This window comes from Streptomyces sp. NPDC090442 (assembly GCF_044769405.1).
In the GTDB taxonomy this organism is placed as follows: Bacteria; Actinomycetota; Actinomycetes; order Streptomycetales; family Streptomycetaceae; genus Streptomyces.
The window spans coordinates 1-15,337 of sequence record NZ_JBIVXW010000120.1 but is presented as its reverse complement, the minus strand read 5'-3'; the positions used below and the strand labels follow the sequence as shown (position 1 = coordinate 15,337).

General features: G+C 74.6%; 13 protein-coding genes. 7 read left to right on the top strand and 6 right to left on the bottom strand.

What is annotated here, in order from left to right; all coding sequences use genetic code 11:
• Positions 1-165 precede the first annotated feature (165 nt).
• From ACIQU6_RS42105 to ACIQU6_RS42090, 4 genes are all read right to left on the bottom strand, one after another.
• On the bottom strand, positions 166-1,176 hold the full coding sequence (locus ACIQU6_RS42105; RefSeq protein WP_403487569.1) for an LLM class F420-dependent oxidoreductase: 1,011 nt from the start codon (positions 1,174-1,176) through the stop codon (positions 166-168).
• A 174-nt stretch (positions 1,177-1,350) separates the two neighbouring features.
• Positions 1,351-2,172 (bottom strand): hypothetical protein, encoded by an 822-nt coding sequence (locus ACIQU6_RS42100; protein WP_403487567.1) that lies wholly within the window; start codon positions 2,170-2,172, stop codon positions 1,351-1,353.
• A gap of 194 nt (positions 2,173-2,366) precedes the next feature.
• Positions 2,367-3,251 carry an N-acetylmuramoyl-L-alanine amidase gene (locus ACIQU6_RS42095; protein WP_403487565.1) on the bottom strand — a complete coding sequence of 295 codons (885 nt, stop codon included), beginning with the start codon at positions 3,249-3,251 and terminating at the stop codon, positions 2,367-2,369.
• 19 nt (positions 3,252-3,270) lie between these two features.
• A complete protein-coding gene (locus ACIQU6_RS42090; protein ID WP_403487563.1) occupies positions 3,271-3,930 on the bottom strand; it encodes a class I SAM-dependent methyltransferase in 660 nt (219 codons plus the stop codon).
• A 569-nt stretch (positions 3,931-4,499) separates the two neighbouring features.
• Between ACIQU6_RS42090 and ACIQU6_RS42085 the strand changes: the two genes are divergently transcribed.
• The 4 genes from ACIQU6_RS42085 to ACIQU6_RS42070 all read left to right on the top strand — a co-directional run bounded on the left by ACIQU6_RS42085 (position 4,500) and on the right by ACIQU6_RS42070 (position 9,736).
• Positions 4,500-6,686 carry an acyl-CoA dehydrogenase gene (locus ACIQU6_RS42085; protein ID WP_403487561.1) on the top strand — a complete coding sequence of 729 codons (2,187 nt, stop codon included), beginning with the start codon at positions 4,500-4,502 and terminating at the stop codon, positions 6,684-6,686.
• Positions 6,687-6,714: 28 nt separating this feature from the next.
• Positions 6,715-7,908, top strand: coding sequence for a lipid-transfer protein (locus ACIQU6_RS42080; RefSeq protein WP_403487559.1), 1,194 nt, complete (start codon positions 6,715-6,717; stop codon positions 7,906-7,908).
• 87 nt (positions 7,909-7,995) lie between these two features.
• Positions 7,996-8,169 (top strand): hypothetical protein, encoded by a 174-nt coding sequence (locus tag ACIQU6_RS42075; protein WP_403487557.1) that lies wholly within the window; start codon positions 7,996-7,998, stop codon positions 8,167-8,169.
• 121 nt (positions 8,170-8,290) lie between these two features.
• Entirely contained in the window at positions 8,291-9,736 is a 1,446-nt protein-coding gene (locus tag ACIQU6_RS42070) for an MFS transporter (protein WP_403487555.1), read from the top strand.
• A 45-nt stretch (positions 9,737-9,781) separates the two neighbouring features.
• Here ACIQU6_RS42070 and ACIQU6_RS42065 read toward each other — a convergent pair whose 3' ends face one another.
• Both ACIQU6_RS42065 and ACIQU6_RS42060 read right to left on the bottom strand, forming a co-directional pair.
• The gene (locus ACIQU6_RS42065) at positions 9,782-10,387 is read right to left on the bottom strand and encodes a response regulator (RefSeq protein WP_403487553.1); all 606 of its coding nucleotides are present in this window, start codon (positions 10,385-10,387) and stop codon (positions 9,782-9,784) included.
• Positions 10,384-11,643: a histidine kinase gene (locus ACIQU6_RS42060; RefSeq protein WP_403487551.1), complete on the bottom strand. Its 1,260-nt coding sequence runs from the start codon at positions 11,641-11,643 to the stop codon at positions 10,384-10,386. Before ACIQU6_RS42060 ends, ACIQU6_RS42065 begins: the two co-directional genes overlap by 4 nt.
• A 504-nt stretch (positions 11,644-12,147) precedes the next feature.
• Between ACIQU6_RS42060 and ACIQU6_RS42055 the strand changes: the two genes are divergently transcribed.
• The 3 genes from ACIQU6_RS42055 (at position 12,148) to ACIQU6_RS42045 (ending at position 15,194) form a co-directional block, all read left to right on the top strand.
• Positions 12,148-13,035, top strand: coding sequence for a MaoC/PaaZ C-terminal domain-containing protein (locus ACIQU6_RS42055; RefSeq protein ID WP_403487549.1), 888 nt, complete (start codon positions 12,148-12,150; stop codon positions 13,033-13,035).
• A 114-nt stretch (positions 13,036-13,149) separates the two neighbouring features.
• Positions 13,150-14,226 (top strand): Zn-dependent alcohol dehydrogenase, encoded by a 1,077-nt coding sequence (locus ACIQU6_RS42050; protein ID WP_403487547.1) that lies wholly within the window; start codon positions 13,150-13,152, stop codon positions 14,224-14,226.
• 26 nt (positions 14,227-14,252) lie between these two features.
• The gene (locus ACIQU6_RS42045; RefSeq protein WP_403487545.1) at positions 14,253-15,194 is read left to right on the top strand and encodes a 3-oxoacyl-ACP reductase; all 942 of its coding nucleotides are present in this window, start codon (positions 14,253-14,255) and stop codon (positions 15,192-15,194) included.
• The last annotated feature ends 143 nt before the right edge of the window (positions 15,195-15,337 follow it).

Here is a 15,337-nt window from a genome sequence, read left to right as displayed (position 1 = left end):
CCAGACGTAAAGCGAAGCAGTCTGGCACCCCCACCCCGCAGGCCCGTCACCGCACCCCGACAGCACCGCGCAGCGGACCCATCGGCTCGCCCCGCGCAGCGGACCGGCGGACCGGCGGACCGGCAACCCGCGCGGCGGGAAGCCGACAACGTGGGAAGCAAACCGCTACGCGGCAAGGTCGGCCAGGACCCGCAACGTCGTCGGGTCCGGTGCCGTGACCAGCAGGTCCGTGACGGCGCCTTCGCGCCACAACTCCAGGCGTTCGGCGATCCGTTGGGGTGGGCCGACGAGGGAGATCTCGTCGGCGAAGGCGTCGGGGACGGCGAGGACCGCCTCCTCGCGGCGGCCCTGGAGGAAGAGGTCCTGGACGCGGCGGGCGGCGTCCTCGAAGCCCATGCGGGCCATCAGGTCGGCGTGGAAGTTCCTCGCCGCGTGGCCCATGCCGCCGACGTAGAAGCCCAGCATCGCCTTCACCGGCAGGAGCCCCTCCGCGAGGTCGTCGCAGACCTGCGCGCGCACCATGGGGGCGATCAGGAAGCCGTCGGGGGCGGCGGTCAGGGAGGGGCCGTAGACCTCGGGGCGGGTGGGCGACCAGTACAGCGGCAGCCAGCCGTCGGCGATTTCGGTGGTCTGGGCGACGTTCCTGGGGCCCTCCGCGCCCAACAGGATGGGCAGGTCGGCGCGGAGCGGGTGGGTGATGGGCTTCAGCGGCTTGCCAAGGCCGGTGCCGTCCGGGCCGCGGTAGGGGTGGGGGTGGAAGCGGCCGTCGGACGCCACCGGCCCCTGGCGGCACAGGACTTGGCGGACGACGTCCACGTACTCCCGGGTGGCGGTCAGCGGGCTCTTGGGGAACGGGCGGCCGTACCAGCCCTCGACGACCTGCGGCCCGGACAGTCCCAGCCCCAGCATCAGCCGCCCGCCGGAGAGGTGGTCGAGGGTGAGCGCGTGCATCGCGGTGGCGGTGGGGGTGCGGGCGGCCATCTGGGCGATGCCGGTGCCCAGTTTGATACGGGAGGTGTGCGCGGCGATCCAGGTGAGCGCGGTGAACGCGTCGGAGCCCCAGGCTTCCGCGGTCCAGACCGAGTCGTAGCCCAGGCGTTCGGCCTCGCGGGCGAGGTCGAGGTGCCGGGGGTCGGGGCCGCGGCCCCAGTAGCCGAGTGCCAGACCGAGTCGCATGGGCCGTTCCTTAGTCAATGGTCAACGGCTGGTGGTGGGCCTGTATATGACGGAGCATCAGATATCGGTGGTGCGTCGGTGCACTGTACGGGGGTGGTGCGGACATGGCAACGGCCCCCGCCTGCGGGAGGCGGGGGCCGTGCGGTGGGCGCCCGGGGCGCCGGCGGCGCTTGGTCAGCCGCGCTGGATGCCGGTGGTGTCCTGGAGGATACCGCGCCGGCCGTCCTGCGTCTGCGCGATCAGCGCGGCGCCGCGCTGGTCCACCGCGAGGTACCAGGTGCCGGGCGCCAGTTCGGCGATCGGGGAGGGCGAGCCGTCCTCGCCGTAGAGCGGGCGGGCCACCGGCACCGCGAACCAGAACGGCGCGAAGTCGGCCGGGGTGCCGGCCGCCGGGGTGGCGCCCGCCGCGCCGCCGGCCGCCGCCCCCGCCGCGTGCCCGACGGTGGCGCCGGCGTCACCGGCCGGGGCCTGCTGGCCGCCGTAGGACTGGCCGCCGGGGTAGCCGTAGCCGCCCTGCTGCTGCGCGCCGGCCGGGTAGCCGTAGCCCTGGGGCGACGGGGCGCCGCCGTACGGGCCGGTGACCGGTGTCGGGCGGTCCGCGCCGACCAGGGCGACCTTCAGGGCGGGGACGAGCGGGGTGGCGACCGCGGCGCCCGCCAGGGCCAGCGCGGCGATCAGGCCGAGGATCAGACCGATGCCCGCGCCGGGGCTGTCGATGATCGCCCAGAACGCGGTCCAGGCGGCGAACAGGGACAGCGCCACGCCGAACTGCCCGAGCTCTAGCCCGGCGACCTTGCGCGGTTGCGGCAGCGCCCGCGCCGTGACGACCAGCGCGGCCGCGATGACGCCGGCCAGGTAGATGCTCATCAACAGGTGCAGCGCTTGCCAGGCGTTTGCATCGCCGTACGAGTTGAGGTTGAGGAACGAGGCGATCAACAGCAGTACCGCTGCTCCGATCACCACGCCGTCGCCTCGACTGAGGGAGCGGATGTTCACGTAAAGGTCCTTTGTCGGTTTCGTGTTCCTGGTCGGCCGCGTGACGGCGTCGACGCGGTCGTTGGCGCGCGGTGCGAGGCACGGCGAGGGGCCCCATCGTAAAGGGGAACCTATCGCCGAATCCTGTGGACCGCCCCGCGGTATCGGCGCGGCCCGCGGGCGGAAGTCCGTTCGGCGGGCGGTGGGAAGTCCGTTCAGCGCGTCAAGAAGTCCGTAATGCCCTCCGTGATCCCGCGGGCCGCCTTTTCGCGCCAAGCGGCGTCGGTCAATTGCGCGGCGTCCTTCGGATCGCGCATATTGCCGCACTCGATGAACACCTTCGGCACGGTGGAGAGGTTCAGCCCGCCGAGATCGGAGCGGACGTCCAACCCGGTGCCGTGCCCCAGGTAATTGGAGCGAGAACTTCCGGTCGTCGCCGCGAAGTGGTCGGCCAGCCGCTCGCCCAAGTCCCGGGAGGGCGCGACGATCCGGGAGGTGTCGGCCGCGCCGGCGGTGACGCGCGCCGGGAGGATGACATGGAAGCCGCGGTTGCCGGGGACCGAGCCGTCGGCGTGGACGGAGACCGCGGCGTCCGCGTGCACCCGGTTCCCCGCCGCGGCGCGGGCGTCCACGCACGGTCCGTACGGCCGGTCGCCGTCCTGGGTGAGGACGACCCGGGCGCCCGCGGCCTCCAGCAGCGCGCGGGCCCGCCGGACCACGTCGAGGGTGAAGTCGGCCTCGGCGTAGCCGTCGTCGGTGGCGGTGCCGGTGGTGTCGCACTCCTTGCGGTCGTTGCCGACGTCCACGGGGCGGGCGATCTCGGCGGTGTGGTCGCGGTTGTGCGGGTTGTGGCCGGGGTCGAGCAGCACGGTCTTGCCCTTGAGGCCGGCGTGCGGGGCGCCGGTGGGGGCCGGGCGGTCCGCGCCCGCCGTGGGGGTGCCGCCCGGCGCCGGCGAGGCGGCGCCGGCGGGGGAGCGGCCGCCGGCCGGCGGCCGCCAGACCAGCCAGCCGCCGACGCCGACGGCCACCACCACGGCCAGCGCGATCAGCAGGGTGCCGCGCGGACGGCGGCGGGGTGGGGGGAAAGTGCCGTTCGACATCTGCGCGATGGTAGCCGGCTCAGATTCCGGGGCCGGTACGCCGTAGGACGCGCAGTGAACGGTGCGCCGAGACCTCGGTGAACGCGCCGGAGTCCAGGGCCCGTCGGTAGATGCGGTAGGGGGCCTGGCCGCCGTCCGCCGGGTCCGGGAAGACGTCGTGGATCACCAGCAGCCCGCCGTCGGCGACGCGCGGGGCCCAGCCCTCGTAGTCGGCGGTGGCGTGCTCGTCGGTGTGGCCGCCGTCGATGAAGACCAGGCCGGCCGGCGCCTGCCACGCCCGGGCGATCCGCGGTGAGCGGCCCACCAGGGCGATCACCCGGTCCTCCAGGCCCGCGGCGTGCAGCGTGCGGCGGAAGGTCGGCAGGGTGTCCATCCGCCCGACGACCGGATCGACGACCTCCGGATCGTGGTACTCCCAACCGGGCTGCTGCTCCTCGCTGCCCCGGTGATGGTCCACCGTGACGGCCATCACGTCGGCGGCCCGCGCCGCCTCGGCGAGCAGCAGCGTGGAGCGGCCGCAGTAGGTGCCGATCTCCACCAGCGGGAGCCCCAGCGCCGCCGCCTCGCCGGCCGCCGCGTACAGGGCGAGCCCCTCGTCCACGGGCATGAAGCCCTTCGCCGCCTCGAACGCGGCGAGGATCTCCGGCCGGGGCGCGAGCGGTGCCGTGGGGGCGGTCATGGGTTTCCTCCTGTGGGTGGACGGATCCTGCGATAGGGATCGTGCCGCATGGGGGGTGGGGTGCGGAACGGGGGGCGGGTGCGGAACGGGAGTGGGATTTCGCACGGTTGCCGTGCGGTCTTCGGTCTTCTTTGGTCTTCTTCGGCCTTCGTGTGTCCGTGGGTGTCTGCGGGGGGGGGGGGCTTCGGGCGGTCGTTGTTTGGTCGGGGGCGGCGGTTGTCCGGTCGTCGACGGTCTGGAACACCGACTCTTCGGCGGTCCGGCTTCCGGTTCACCGGGTGTTACGGCGGTCGGGAATTCGCCGTATTCGGGAGGCGGTGGGAAGGTGCGCCGGAAGGGGCCGTGGAACGCGCTTCGGAACGCGAATCCGCGGTGGGATAAGGGCCGTCGATAAACCTGCCGCGGTGCGGTGGGAGGGGAATAGCGGAGGGCCGGTGCGGAATTCGGCCGGCCGTTTCCGGGGCGGGGCAGGGGCGGGCCGTCCGCGTCCGATCCGGCGCAGCCCCGGCGGGCTTCCGCCCACGCATCTGACCTTCCGTCAGATTGAAACGTGTTCTACTCTGCCGGGCATGGGCATCGGAATCACGCAGGACCACCGGGACCTCGCGAAGGCCGTGCGCGGCTTCCTCGCGCGGGCCGTACCGCCTGAGGACGTGCGCAAGCTGCTCGACGCCGCGCCGGCGCGGACCGGCCGGCCCGCCCACTGGGACGGGCTCGCCGAGCAGGGGCTGCTCGGCCTGCACCTCCCCGAGGCGGACGGCGGGGGCGGCGGCGCACTGCTCGATCTCGCCGTCGTGCTGGAGGAGTTCGGTCGCGCCGCGCTGCCCGGCCCCTGTCTGCCCACCGTGCTGGCCGCCGCGCTGTTGGACCGCGGGGGCGCGCCCCGGGACCTGGTGCGGACGCTGGCCACCGGCGGGCGGACCGCCGCCGTCGCCCTCGGCAGCGGCTCGCTCACCGCCGTGGAGGGCGCCGGCGGCTACCTCCTGGACGGCACCGCGCCCCCGGTCCTGGCCGGCGGCGACGCCGAGTTGATCGTGCTGGCGGCCGAGGCCGCCTCGGGGACGGTGTGGCTGGCGGTGGACGCCGCCGACCTCGCCGTCCGCGTCCAGAACAGCGCCGACCCGACCCGGCCGACCGCCGAGGTCCGCGCCGAGGGGACGGCGGTGCCCGGCGGGCGGCGCCTCGCGGTCGACGGCGCGCTGGTTCGCGACCTGGCCGGGCTGCTGTGCGCCGCGGAGGGTTGCGGCACCGCCGCCCGGGCGCTGGAGACCGCCGCCGCGCACGCCGCGGTGCGCGAGCAGTTCGGCCGCCCCATCGGCCAGTTCCAGGGCGTCAAGCACCTCTGCGCCGACATGCTGGTCCGCTGCGAGCAGGCCCGCGCGCTGGTCTGGGACGCGGCCCGGGCCGTCGACGCGGGGCCCGAGGTGCGCGGCCTGGTCGCCGCGCTGGCCACCGCGACCGCCCTGGACGCCGCCGTCAGTTGCGCCAAGGACTGCATCCAGGTCCTCGGCGGCATCGGCTTCACCTGGGAGCACGACGCCCACCTCCATCTGCGCCGGGCGATCACCGCCCGGCAGCTGCTCGGCGGCGGCGACGCCCACCGGCAGCGCGCCGCCCGCCTCGCCGCCGCCGGCGCCCGCCGCGCCCTCCGGCTGGAACTCCCCGCCGAGGCCGAGGAGTTCCGGGACGCGGCGCGCGCCGCCGCCGAGCGGGTGCGTGGCCTGGACCCCGCCGCCGCCCGCCGCGCCCTGGCCCCCACCGGATACGCCGCGCCCCACCTCCCCGCCCCCTACGGACTGGGCGCCGGGCCCGTGGAACAGCTCGCCATCCAGCAGGAGATGGCCGCCGCCGGCGTCCGGGTGGCCGAACTGGGCATCGCCACCTGGGTGGTGCCGGCCCTCCTCGCCCACGGCACGGCCGCCCAGCAGGAGCGGTACCTGCCGCCCACCCTCCGCGGCGACCTGACGTGGTGCCAGCTCTTCTCGGAGCCGGAGGCCGGATCGGACCTGGCGTCGCTGCGCACCCGCGCCGAGCGCACCGCGGACGGCCGGTGGCGGGTCAACGGCCAGAAGGTGTGGACCTCGGCCGCGCGGACCGCCGGCCACGGCATCCTGCTCGCCCGCACCGACCCGGACGCGCCCAAGCACCGCGGCCTGACCTTCTTCGTCGTCGACATGGCGAGCCCGGGCGTCGACGTCCGCCCGCTGAAGGAGATCACCGGCGACGCCCTCTTCAACGAGGTCTACCTGGACGACGTGCTGCTGCCGGCGGACGCGGCGGTCGGCGCGGTCGGCGACGGCTGGCGGGTGGCCCGCACCACCCTCGGCAACGAACGCGTCCACATGGCCGACCAAGTGGCCTTCGACACCGGCCTGGAGGCCCTGTTGGCGCGCACCGCCGACCTCGACGGCGCCCTCCGCGCCCGCCTCGGCGCGCTGGTCGCCGAGGCGCACGCGCTCGGCTGCATCGGGCTGCGCACCACCCTCCAGCGGGTCGCGGGCGAGGAGCCGGGCGCCGGCGCCAGCGTCCGCAAGCTGGTGCAGACCGCGCACCAGCAGAAGGTCGCCGACCTCGCCCTGGAACTGCTCGGCCCGGCCGGCGCGGTCAACGAGGGCCCCGGCGAGCGGGCCCTGCACGGCTTTTTGATGTCGCGCTGCCTGACCATCGCCGGCGGCACCACCCAGATCCAGCTCAACGTCGTCGCGGAGCGCCTGCTCGGCCTGCCCCGCGACCCCGAGCCCCGCCCCCTCATCTGACCGCACGCATCTGGCCCAGGAGGTCCGCATGGCCGGCACGGCGTACATCATCGGCGTCGGGATGACCCGCTTCGAGAAGCCCGAGACCCGCGACTGGCAGTACTGGGACATGGCGCGTGAGGCGGGCGGCGCGGCCCTCGCCGACGCCGCCGTCGGCTACGACGCGATCGAGCAGGCGTCGGTCGGCTACTGCTTCCAGCCGTCCACCGCCGGCCAGCGCGCCGTCTACGAACTGGGCCTGACCGGCATCCCCGTCTACAACGTCAACAACAACTGCGCCACCGGCTCCACCGCGCTGATGATGGCCCGCCAGTTCGTCGCCTCGGGCCTCAACGACTGCGTCCTGGCGCTGGGCTTCGAGAAGATGAAGCGCGGCGCGCTGGGCGGGGGTTCGGACACGGGCGACTTCAAGGTCTCGCCCGTTGCCCGGCATTACGGGGTGATGGCCGCGGCGCACGGCTTCGAGACGACCCCGCCCACCGCCCAGATCTTCGGCAACGCGGCCCGCGAGCACATGGACCGCCACGGCACCACCGCCGAACAGCTCGCCATGGTCGGCGCCAAGAACCACCGGCACTCCGTGCACAACCCCTACGCCCAGTTCCGGGACGCGTACACGGTCGGGGAGGTCCTCGCCGCGCGCACCGTGCACCGGCCGCTCACCAAGCTCCAGTGCTCGCCGACCTCGGACGGCGCCGCCGCGGCGGTGGTCGCCTCGGAGCGGTTCGTCCGCGAACGCGGCCTGGCCGACCGGGCGGTGGAGATCGCCGCCCAGGCCATGACCACCGACACCGAGGAGAGCTTCGCCTCCGGCTCCTGCATCGACGTGGTCGGCGCCCCGCTGACCCGCGACGCGGCCCGCCAGGTCTACGCGGCCGCCGGCCTGGGCATCGAGGACGTCGACGTCATCGAGCTGCACGACTGCTTCTCCGTCAACGAGCTGCTGACCTATGAGGCGTTGGGGATGTGCGCGCCCGGCGAGTCGGGGAAGCTGATCGCCGACGGCGCCACGACCCACGGCGGCCGTTGGGTGGTCAACCCGTCCGGCGGCCTGATCTCCAAGGGGCACCCGCTGGGCGCCACCGGCCTGGCCCAAGCCGCCGAACTGGTCTGGCAGTTGCGCGGCACGGCCGGCGACCGGCAGGTCCCCGGCGCCCGCGTCGGCCTCGCCCACAACATCGGCCTGGGCGGCGCGGCGGTGGTGACGCTGCTGCGGAGGTGAGCGCCGGGGTCGGTGTGGTGCGAGGGGCGGTTCGCGTACCGTCGGGGTGACGATCGTCCTTCCCCTGACCTGAGGAGCCCTCCCCACATGAAGGCCCTGCTCTGGCTGCTGCTCGTGGCCGCCCTCGTCTTCAACCTCGCCACCTACGCGCTGTGGGACGGCTCGTTGCGGGCGGTGCTGAGCCTCGGCTCCGGTGCGGTCTGCCTCGCCTGCGGAGGCGGGCTGTGGCTGCTGCGCGGCCGGCGCGCGCAGGAGGCGTAGGCACGGTGCACGGGGACGTAGGCCAGGGCCCTTCGCCCCGGCCTACGTCCCGCGTCCTAGGCCCGCGCGCGCGGCGAATGCCCCGTTATCCCGATGCGCGGGGCGCGCGTGCGGTGCGAGCATGGCCGGCATGCCCCCGATAGCCACCCCTTCCACGCTGTCCGCGACCGAGCGCCGGACGGCGGCGCCGGCCTGGCTGGTGATGCTGCTGGTCTGCGCCGGACAGTTCCTGGTCGTGCTGGACGTCTCCGTCGTCAACGTGGCGCTGCCCGCCATGCGGTCCGGCCTCGGCCTGACCGAGCTGGGCCTCCAGTGGATCGTCAACGCCTATGTGATCACCTTCGCCGGCTTCATGCTGCTCGGCGGCCGGGCCGCCGACATCTTCGGCCGCAAGCGGATCTTTGTGGTGGGGCTGGCGCTGTTCACCGTCGCGAGCCTGGCCGGCGGGCTCGCCCAGCAGCCCTGGCAGTTGATCGCCGCCCGCACCATCCAGGGCGTGGGCGCCGCGGTGCTCTCCCCGGCCACCCTCACCATCCTCACCACCTCGTTCCCGGCCGGCCCGGCCCGTACCCGGGCGATCGCGACCTGGACGGCGGTCGGCGCGGGCGGCGGCGCGGTGGGCGGCCTGGTCGGCGGCGTCCTCACCCAGTACCTGTCGTGGCGGTGGGTGCTGTTGATCAACGTGCCGGTGGGCGCGCTGGTGTTGACCGGTGCGGCGCTGTGGCTGGCCGAGAGCCGGCACGGCACCGGACGGCGGCTGGACGTGCCCGGCGCACTGCTGGTGACCGGCGGGCTGGGCCTGGTGGCGTACGGCATCGTGCAGACCGAGACGCACGGTTGGGGGTCGGCGGCCGCCCTGCTGCCGCTGGCCGCCGGACTGCTGGTGGTCGCCGCCTTCGTCGCCGTCGAGGCGCGCACCAAGGCGCCGCTGATGCCGCTGGGGCTGTTCCGGCTGCGGTCGGCCTCCTCGGCGAACGCGGCGATGGTGCTGTCCGGCGCCGCGATGTTCTCCATGTGGTACTTCCTGTCGCTCTACACGCAGAACGTCCTCTCCTACAGCCCCCTCCAGGCCGGGCTCTCCTTCCTGCCGCACTCGCTGTCGATCGTGCTCGGCTCGAAGGCGGCGCCCCGCCTGATGAACCGGGTCGGCGCCAAGACGCTGGCGGTCTGCGGCGCGGTGATCTCGCTGTGCGGGATGTTCTGGCAGAGCACGCTGACGGTCGACGGGACCTACCTCGGGACGATCCTCGGCCCCGGCATCCTGATGGCGCTGGGCGCCGGGCTGACCGCGACGCCGATCGCGGCCATCGCGACCTCCGGCGCCGGCCCCTCCGAACAGGGCCTGGTCTCCGGCCTGATCAACACCTCCCGGCAGATGGGCGGCGCGCTGGGCCTGTCGGTGCTCTCCACCGTCGCGGCCTCCCAGATCGCCGCCGGCCACGGCCGGGCGGCCCTGGCCAGCGGCTACGGCACGGCCTTCCTGGTCGGCGGGATGGTGCTGGCCGGCAGCATCGTGCTGATGCTGCTCGCGCTGCCCCGCCGGCGCGCGGACGTCGGCCACGGCTAGGGCCTGCCCGAACCCGATCGGGCCGCCCGGGCCCCGACGCGCCCGCTACAGCCAGCCGTTGCGGCGGGCCGCGCGGACCGCCTCCATGCGGTTGCGGGTGCCGGTCTTGCCGATGGCGGACGAGAGGTAGTTGCGGACCGTGGCCTGCGAGAGGTGCAGCTTGGCGGCGATGTCGGCGACCGTCGCGCCGTCCACGGCGGCGGTCAGCACCTCGCGCTCGCGCGGGGTCAGCGGATTGGGCCCGGCGCTCAACGCGGCGGCGGCCAGCCCCGGATCGATCACCCGCTCCCCGGCCAGCACCCGGCGGATCGCCGCCGCCAGGTCCTCCACCGGGCCGTCCTTCACCAGGAAGCCCGAGGCCCCGGCCTCCATGGCGCGGCGCAGATAGCCGGGCCGCCCGAAGGTCGTGACGATCAGCACCTTGCACGACGGCAGCCGGTCGCGCAGCTCGGCGGCGGCGTCCAGCCCGCTGAGACCGGGCAGTTCGATGTCGAGCAGCGCGACGTCCGGCCGGGACACCAGCGCCGTCGGGACGATCTCGTCGCCGGCCGGCACCTGGGCCACCACCTCCATGTCCGCTTCGAGGTCGAGCAGCAGCGCCAGCGCGCCCCGCATCATCCGCTGGTCCTCGGCCAGCAGGATCCTGATCACCCGGCCCACTCCTCATCCGCCAGATCGCCCGCGCCCACCGGTAGTTCGGCGGTCACCCGGAAGCCGCGCCGGCCGTCGGGGCCGCTGCGCAGCGTGCCGCCCGCCGCGGCCAGCCGCTCGGCCAGCCCCGTCAGGCCCGTGCCGCCCGTGGCGGCGCCGGGCGCGGCGGCGGCCGTGCCGTCCGCGCCCGCCGGTCCGGAGCCCAGGGGACCCCGCCCGTCGTCCGTGATCGTCAGCCGCACCCGCTCGTCGTCGGTGTGTACGTCGATCTCGCAGCGGGTGGCGCCGCTGTGCCGGACGGCGTTGGTGACGCCCTCGCGGACCACCCAGCCCAGCAGCGCCTCGGCCTGCGGCGGCAGCGGCGGACCGGCCCGCCGCACCACCGGCTCGATGCCGGCGCCGTCCAACGCCGAACGGGCCCGGTCGAGTTCGGTACCCAGGCTGCCCTCGCGGTAGCCGCTGACCGCCTCCCGGACCTCGGTCAGCGCCTGCCGGCCCACCGCCTCGATGTCCGCGGCCTGGGCCAGCGCCGCGTCGAGGTCGCGGGGCGCCAGCCGGCGCACCGCCTCCGCCTTCACCACCACCACGGACAGGGTGTGCCCCAAGAGGTCGTGCAGGTCGCGGGAGAACCGCAGCCGCTCCTTCTCCACGGCGCTGCGGGCCAGCTCCTGACGGGTGGCCCGCAGCTCGTTGTTGGTGTCGAAGAGGCTGAGGACGGTGGCCGTCACCATCCCGGACAGGAACGTGCCGTAGCCGATGCCGAACGAGCCCCAGGGGTCGTCGGCGTACCAGCCGGACAGGAACCCGGCCGAGCCGCTGAGCGCGATCAGCCAGAGCGCCAGCGGCTTGCCGCGCAGCGCCCGCACCGTGCCGGAGGCCAGCGACAGCAGCGGGAAGAACAGGAACCACTCGCCGCCGAAGCCGAGCGCGACGGCGACGGTGACCGCGGTCAGCGCGGCCAGGGCGTAGAGCGGGTAACGGGTGTCGCGCCGGCGGGGGTCGAAGGCGGAGAAGACGACCGTGATGTAGAGGGAGTTGAAGGTCAGCAGTCCGGCGCCGGCCAGCCAGGGATTGCCGGCCTTGCCCTGGATGATGTTGGAGAACGCGCCCATCCCCATCAGCAGCCAGGGCAGGAAGGCGTACCGGCCGGGCCCCTTGTCCACCCGCCCGGTCGACTCCGCCGCCGTGCACCCGTGCCGCTCCGCCGCGCCGTCGGGCGCCGCGTCCCGCTCCGGCCGTCCGCTGTCCGGCCTCATGTCGCCCACTGTCTCGTCCTGCTCACCACTCCGTGTCCTTCCCCGTGATCTTCCCGGCCGCCCGGCCGCCCGCGCTCGCAGCGCGTGACCGCCGAAGCGTGCCAGCCGGTCGGCCGGCACCGCCACTGTCCGCGGGCTCGGCGCGGCGGCGTTCCCCCGTGCCGCCGCCGCGCTCCGCCCGACACCCCTGACGTTACGGAGCGTGGCGACCCGGCGGCAGTGCCGAATGTGGGGAATGACCACTGACAAATGTCACGGCCGGCGCGCGCCGTGCGGCGGGCGCGTTCCCGTAGGGGCCGTCGCCCGCGATATCTGACATATCGTCAGGGGTCTTCCGGGTGCCGCCCGCATCGGCTATACATGACTGCCATCGGCTAGAACGCGTTCTAGAAGCAGTGTGCCGACGCGCGCGGGCCCGCCGATCCGAGACGACCCCGGCACGGCCGACGGTGCGGACGGCCGGGCCGGGGTCTCGACACCGTGGTGAAGGAGAGCAGCACCCCCATGCCCATCGACGCCGCCAAGGCCACCTCCGCCGAGCCGCGGACCACCGAACTCGCCTGGGACCACAAGGACGTCCAGCTCTACCACCTCGGCATCGGCGCCGGCGCGGCCACCCCGGAGAGGCCGGGCGCCGCCACCGACCCCGACGAGCTCCGCTACACCCTGGAGAGCGCCCTGCACGTGCTGCCCAGCTTCGCCACCGTCGCCGGCGGCGGGATGGCGCTGGCCGGCGGCCTCTCCGCCCCCGGCATCGACGTCGACCTGGCCGCCGTCCTGCACGGCGGGCAGACCGTCACCGTGCACCGCCCGCTGCCCGTGCGCGGCCGCGCCACCCAGACCTCCACCGTCCCGGCCGTCTACGACAAGGGCAAGGCCGCCGTCATCGTGCTGCGCTCCGAAGTGGCCGACGACGACGGGCCGTTGTGGACCTGCGACACCCAGATCTTCGTCCGCGGCGAGGGCGGCTTCGGCGGCGAGCGCGGCCCGTCGGTCCGCGGCGAGGCGCCCGACCGGGCGCCCGACCTGACCACCGAGCGCCTGATCCGCGCCGACCAGGCGCTGCTCTACCGCCTGTCCGGCGACTGGAACCCACTGCACGCCGACCCGGAGTTCGCCAAGCTGGCCGGCTTCGACCGGCCGATCCTGCACGGCCTGTGCTCGTACGGGGTGACGCTGAAGGCGGTGGTGGACACCGCGCTCGACGGGGACGTCACCCGGGTGCGGTCGTACACGGCGCGGTTCGCGGGCGTGGTGTTCCCCGGCGAGACGCTGCGGATCCGCCTGTGGCGGGAGGAGCGCGAGGGCGGCGGCCGCATCCGGGTCGCGGTCACCGCGGTCGAGCGGGACGACGCGCCGGTCCTGGCGGACACCGTGGTCGAGCACGACTAGCCGCGCACACCAAGCCCGTCCGGCGCCTGCGGACACGCGGCCGCCGGGCCGCGACGATCCGACGACACCACCGGGCGGGACCGGAAAGCCGTACGTACGAGAGGAGGCGCTCGCATGCGCGCAGCCGTACAGCACGAGACGGGACGGAACGAGCTGGAGGTGCTCGACGACGTCGAGGCGGTGGGGTTCGGGCCCGGCCGGGTCCGGATCCGCATCCGGGCCAGCGGACTGTGCCACTCCGACCTCTCCGCGATGAGCGGGGTGCTGCCCCAACCCACGCCGTTCGTCCCGGGGCACGAGGGGGCCGGGGAGATCCTCGACGTCGGCGACGGGGTCACCGACCTGAAGGCCGGCGACCGGGTCCTGATGTGCTGGCTGCCCGCCTGCGGGAGCTGCCCGTCCTGTCGGCGCGGCCAGAGCCATCTGTGCCTGGCCGGCTTCATGAACGCCGGCACCCCCAACTTCCGGCGCCCCGGCGGCGAGGTCTTCGGCTTCGCCGGGACCGGCACCTTCGCCGAGGAGGTGGTGGTCGCCGCCAACTGCGCGGTCCCGATCCCCGACGACGTCCCCTACGAGATCGCCGCCCTGATCGGCTGCGGGGTCACCACCGGGCTCGGCGCCGCCTTCAACACCGCCAAGGTGGAGGCCGGTTCGTCAGTCGCGGTGATCGGCTGCGGCGGCGTCGGCATCTCCGTCCTCCAGGGGGCGCGGGCCTGCGGCGCCGCCCAGATCGTCGCCGTCGACCCGGTGGCGAGCCGTCGGGAGGCCGCCCTCCGCTTCGGCGCCACCGAGGCCGTCGCCCCGGACGAACTCGCCGGCGCCAAGGCCAGGATCACCGCCGGCGAGGGCTTCGACTACGTCTTCGAGGTCGTCGGCAAGTCCGCCACCGCCCGCACCGCCTACGAGATCACCCGGCGCGGCGGCACCCTCTGCGTGGTCGGCGCCGGCGCACTGGACGACACCTTCCAGGTCAGCATGTTCGAGCTGTTCTTCGACGAGAAGCGGATCCTGCCGTCCCTCTACGGGGGCGCGGACGTGCTGCGCTCCTACGAGCGGGCCATCGCCCTGTGGCGGGCCGGCCGGATCGACCTCGAAGGGCTGATCACCCACCGGGTCCGGCTCGACGGCGTCAACGACGCGCTGGACCAGATGCGTTCGGGCACCGCGCTGCGCACCTGCATCGAGATCTGACGTCGACGGGACGGGAGAGGACACGCATGGCACAGCCACTGGAGGGCCTGACCGCGCTCGTCACCGGCGCCGGGCGCGGCCTGGGTCGGGCCGAGGCCCTGGAGCTCGCCCGGCTCGGCGCCCGGGTCGTCGTCAACGACTTCGGCCAGCCGGGCAGGGACGGTTCGGGGGCGGCCTCGGCGGCACCGGCCGAGGCCGTCGCCGAGGAGATCCGCGCGGCCGGCGGCCAGGCCGTCGCGCACACCGGCGACGTCGCCGACCACCAACAGGCCGGCGCTCTCGTCCAGTTGGCGATCGACACCTACGGTCGACTGGACGTCCTGGTCAACAACGCGGGCATCCTGCGCGACCGGATGGTGTTCTCGATGACCGAGGACGAGTGGGACGCGGTGATCCGGGTGCACCTCAAGGGCCACTTCAACACCACCCATTTCGCCGCCGCCCACTGGCGCGCCCGTTCCAAGGAGGCCGGCGGCCCAGTCTTCGGCCGGATCGTCAACACCTCCTCCGAGGCGTTCCTCGCCGGCTCGGCCGGCCAGCCCAACTACGCCGCGGCCAAGGGCGGCATCGTGGGCCTGACCACCTCCACGGCGCTGGCGCTGGCCAAGTACGGCGTGACCGCCAACGCCATCTGCCCGCGCGCCCGCACCCGGATGACCGAGGACGTCTTCGCCGGCTTCGCGGCCCCCGAGGACGGCCGGCCCGACCCGTTGGCGCCCGAGCACGTCGCGCCGCTCGTCGGCTACCTCGCCTCGCCGGCCGCCGCCGGCGTCAACGGCCAACTCCTGGTCGTCCACGGCGGCATGGTCGCGATCGCCGAACGCCCGCGGATCGCCGCGAAGTTCGACACCGCAAAGGACGTCTTCAGCTACGAGGAGTTGGACGGCCTGCTCACCCCGTACTACGCGGGGCGGCCGGCCCACGAGACCTTCGCGGCCGCCGAGGTGCTGGGCCTCAAGCACGACTGACGCGCGCACCGCGGACGCCCGGGGCGTGAAGACGGCCGTGGGGGGGGGGGGGGGGGCCCGGGGCCGCGCGCCCCCCCCCCCCCCCCGCGGCGCGCCCCCGCCCCATCACACCGCAACCGCGGACCGGGGGTGACGGCGCCCCC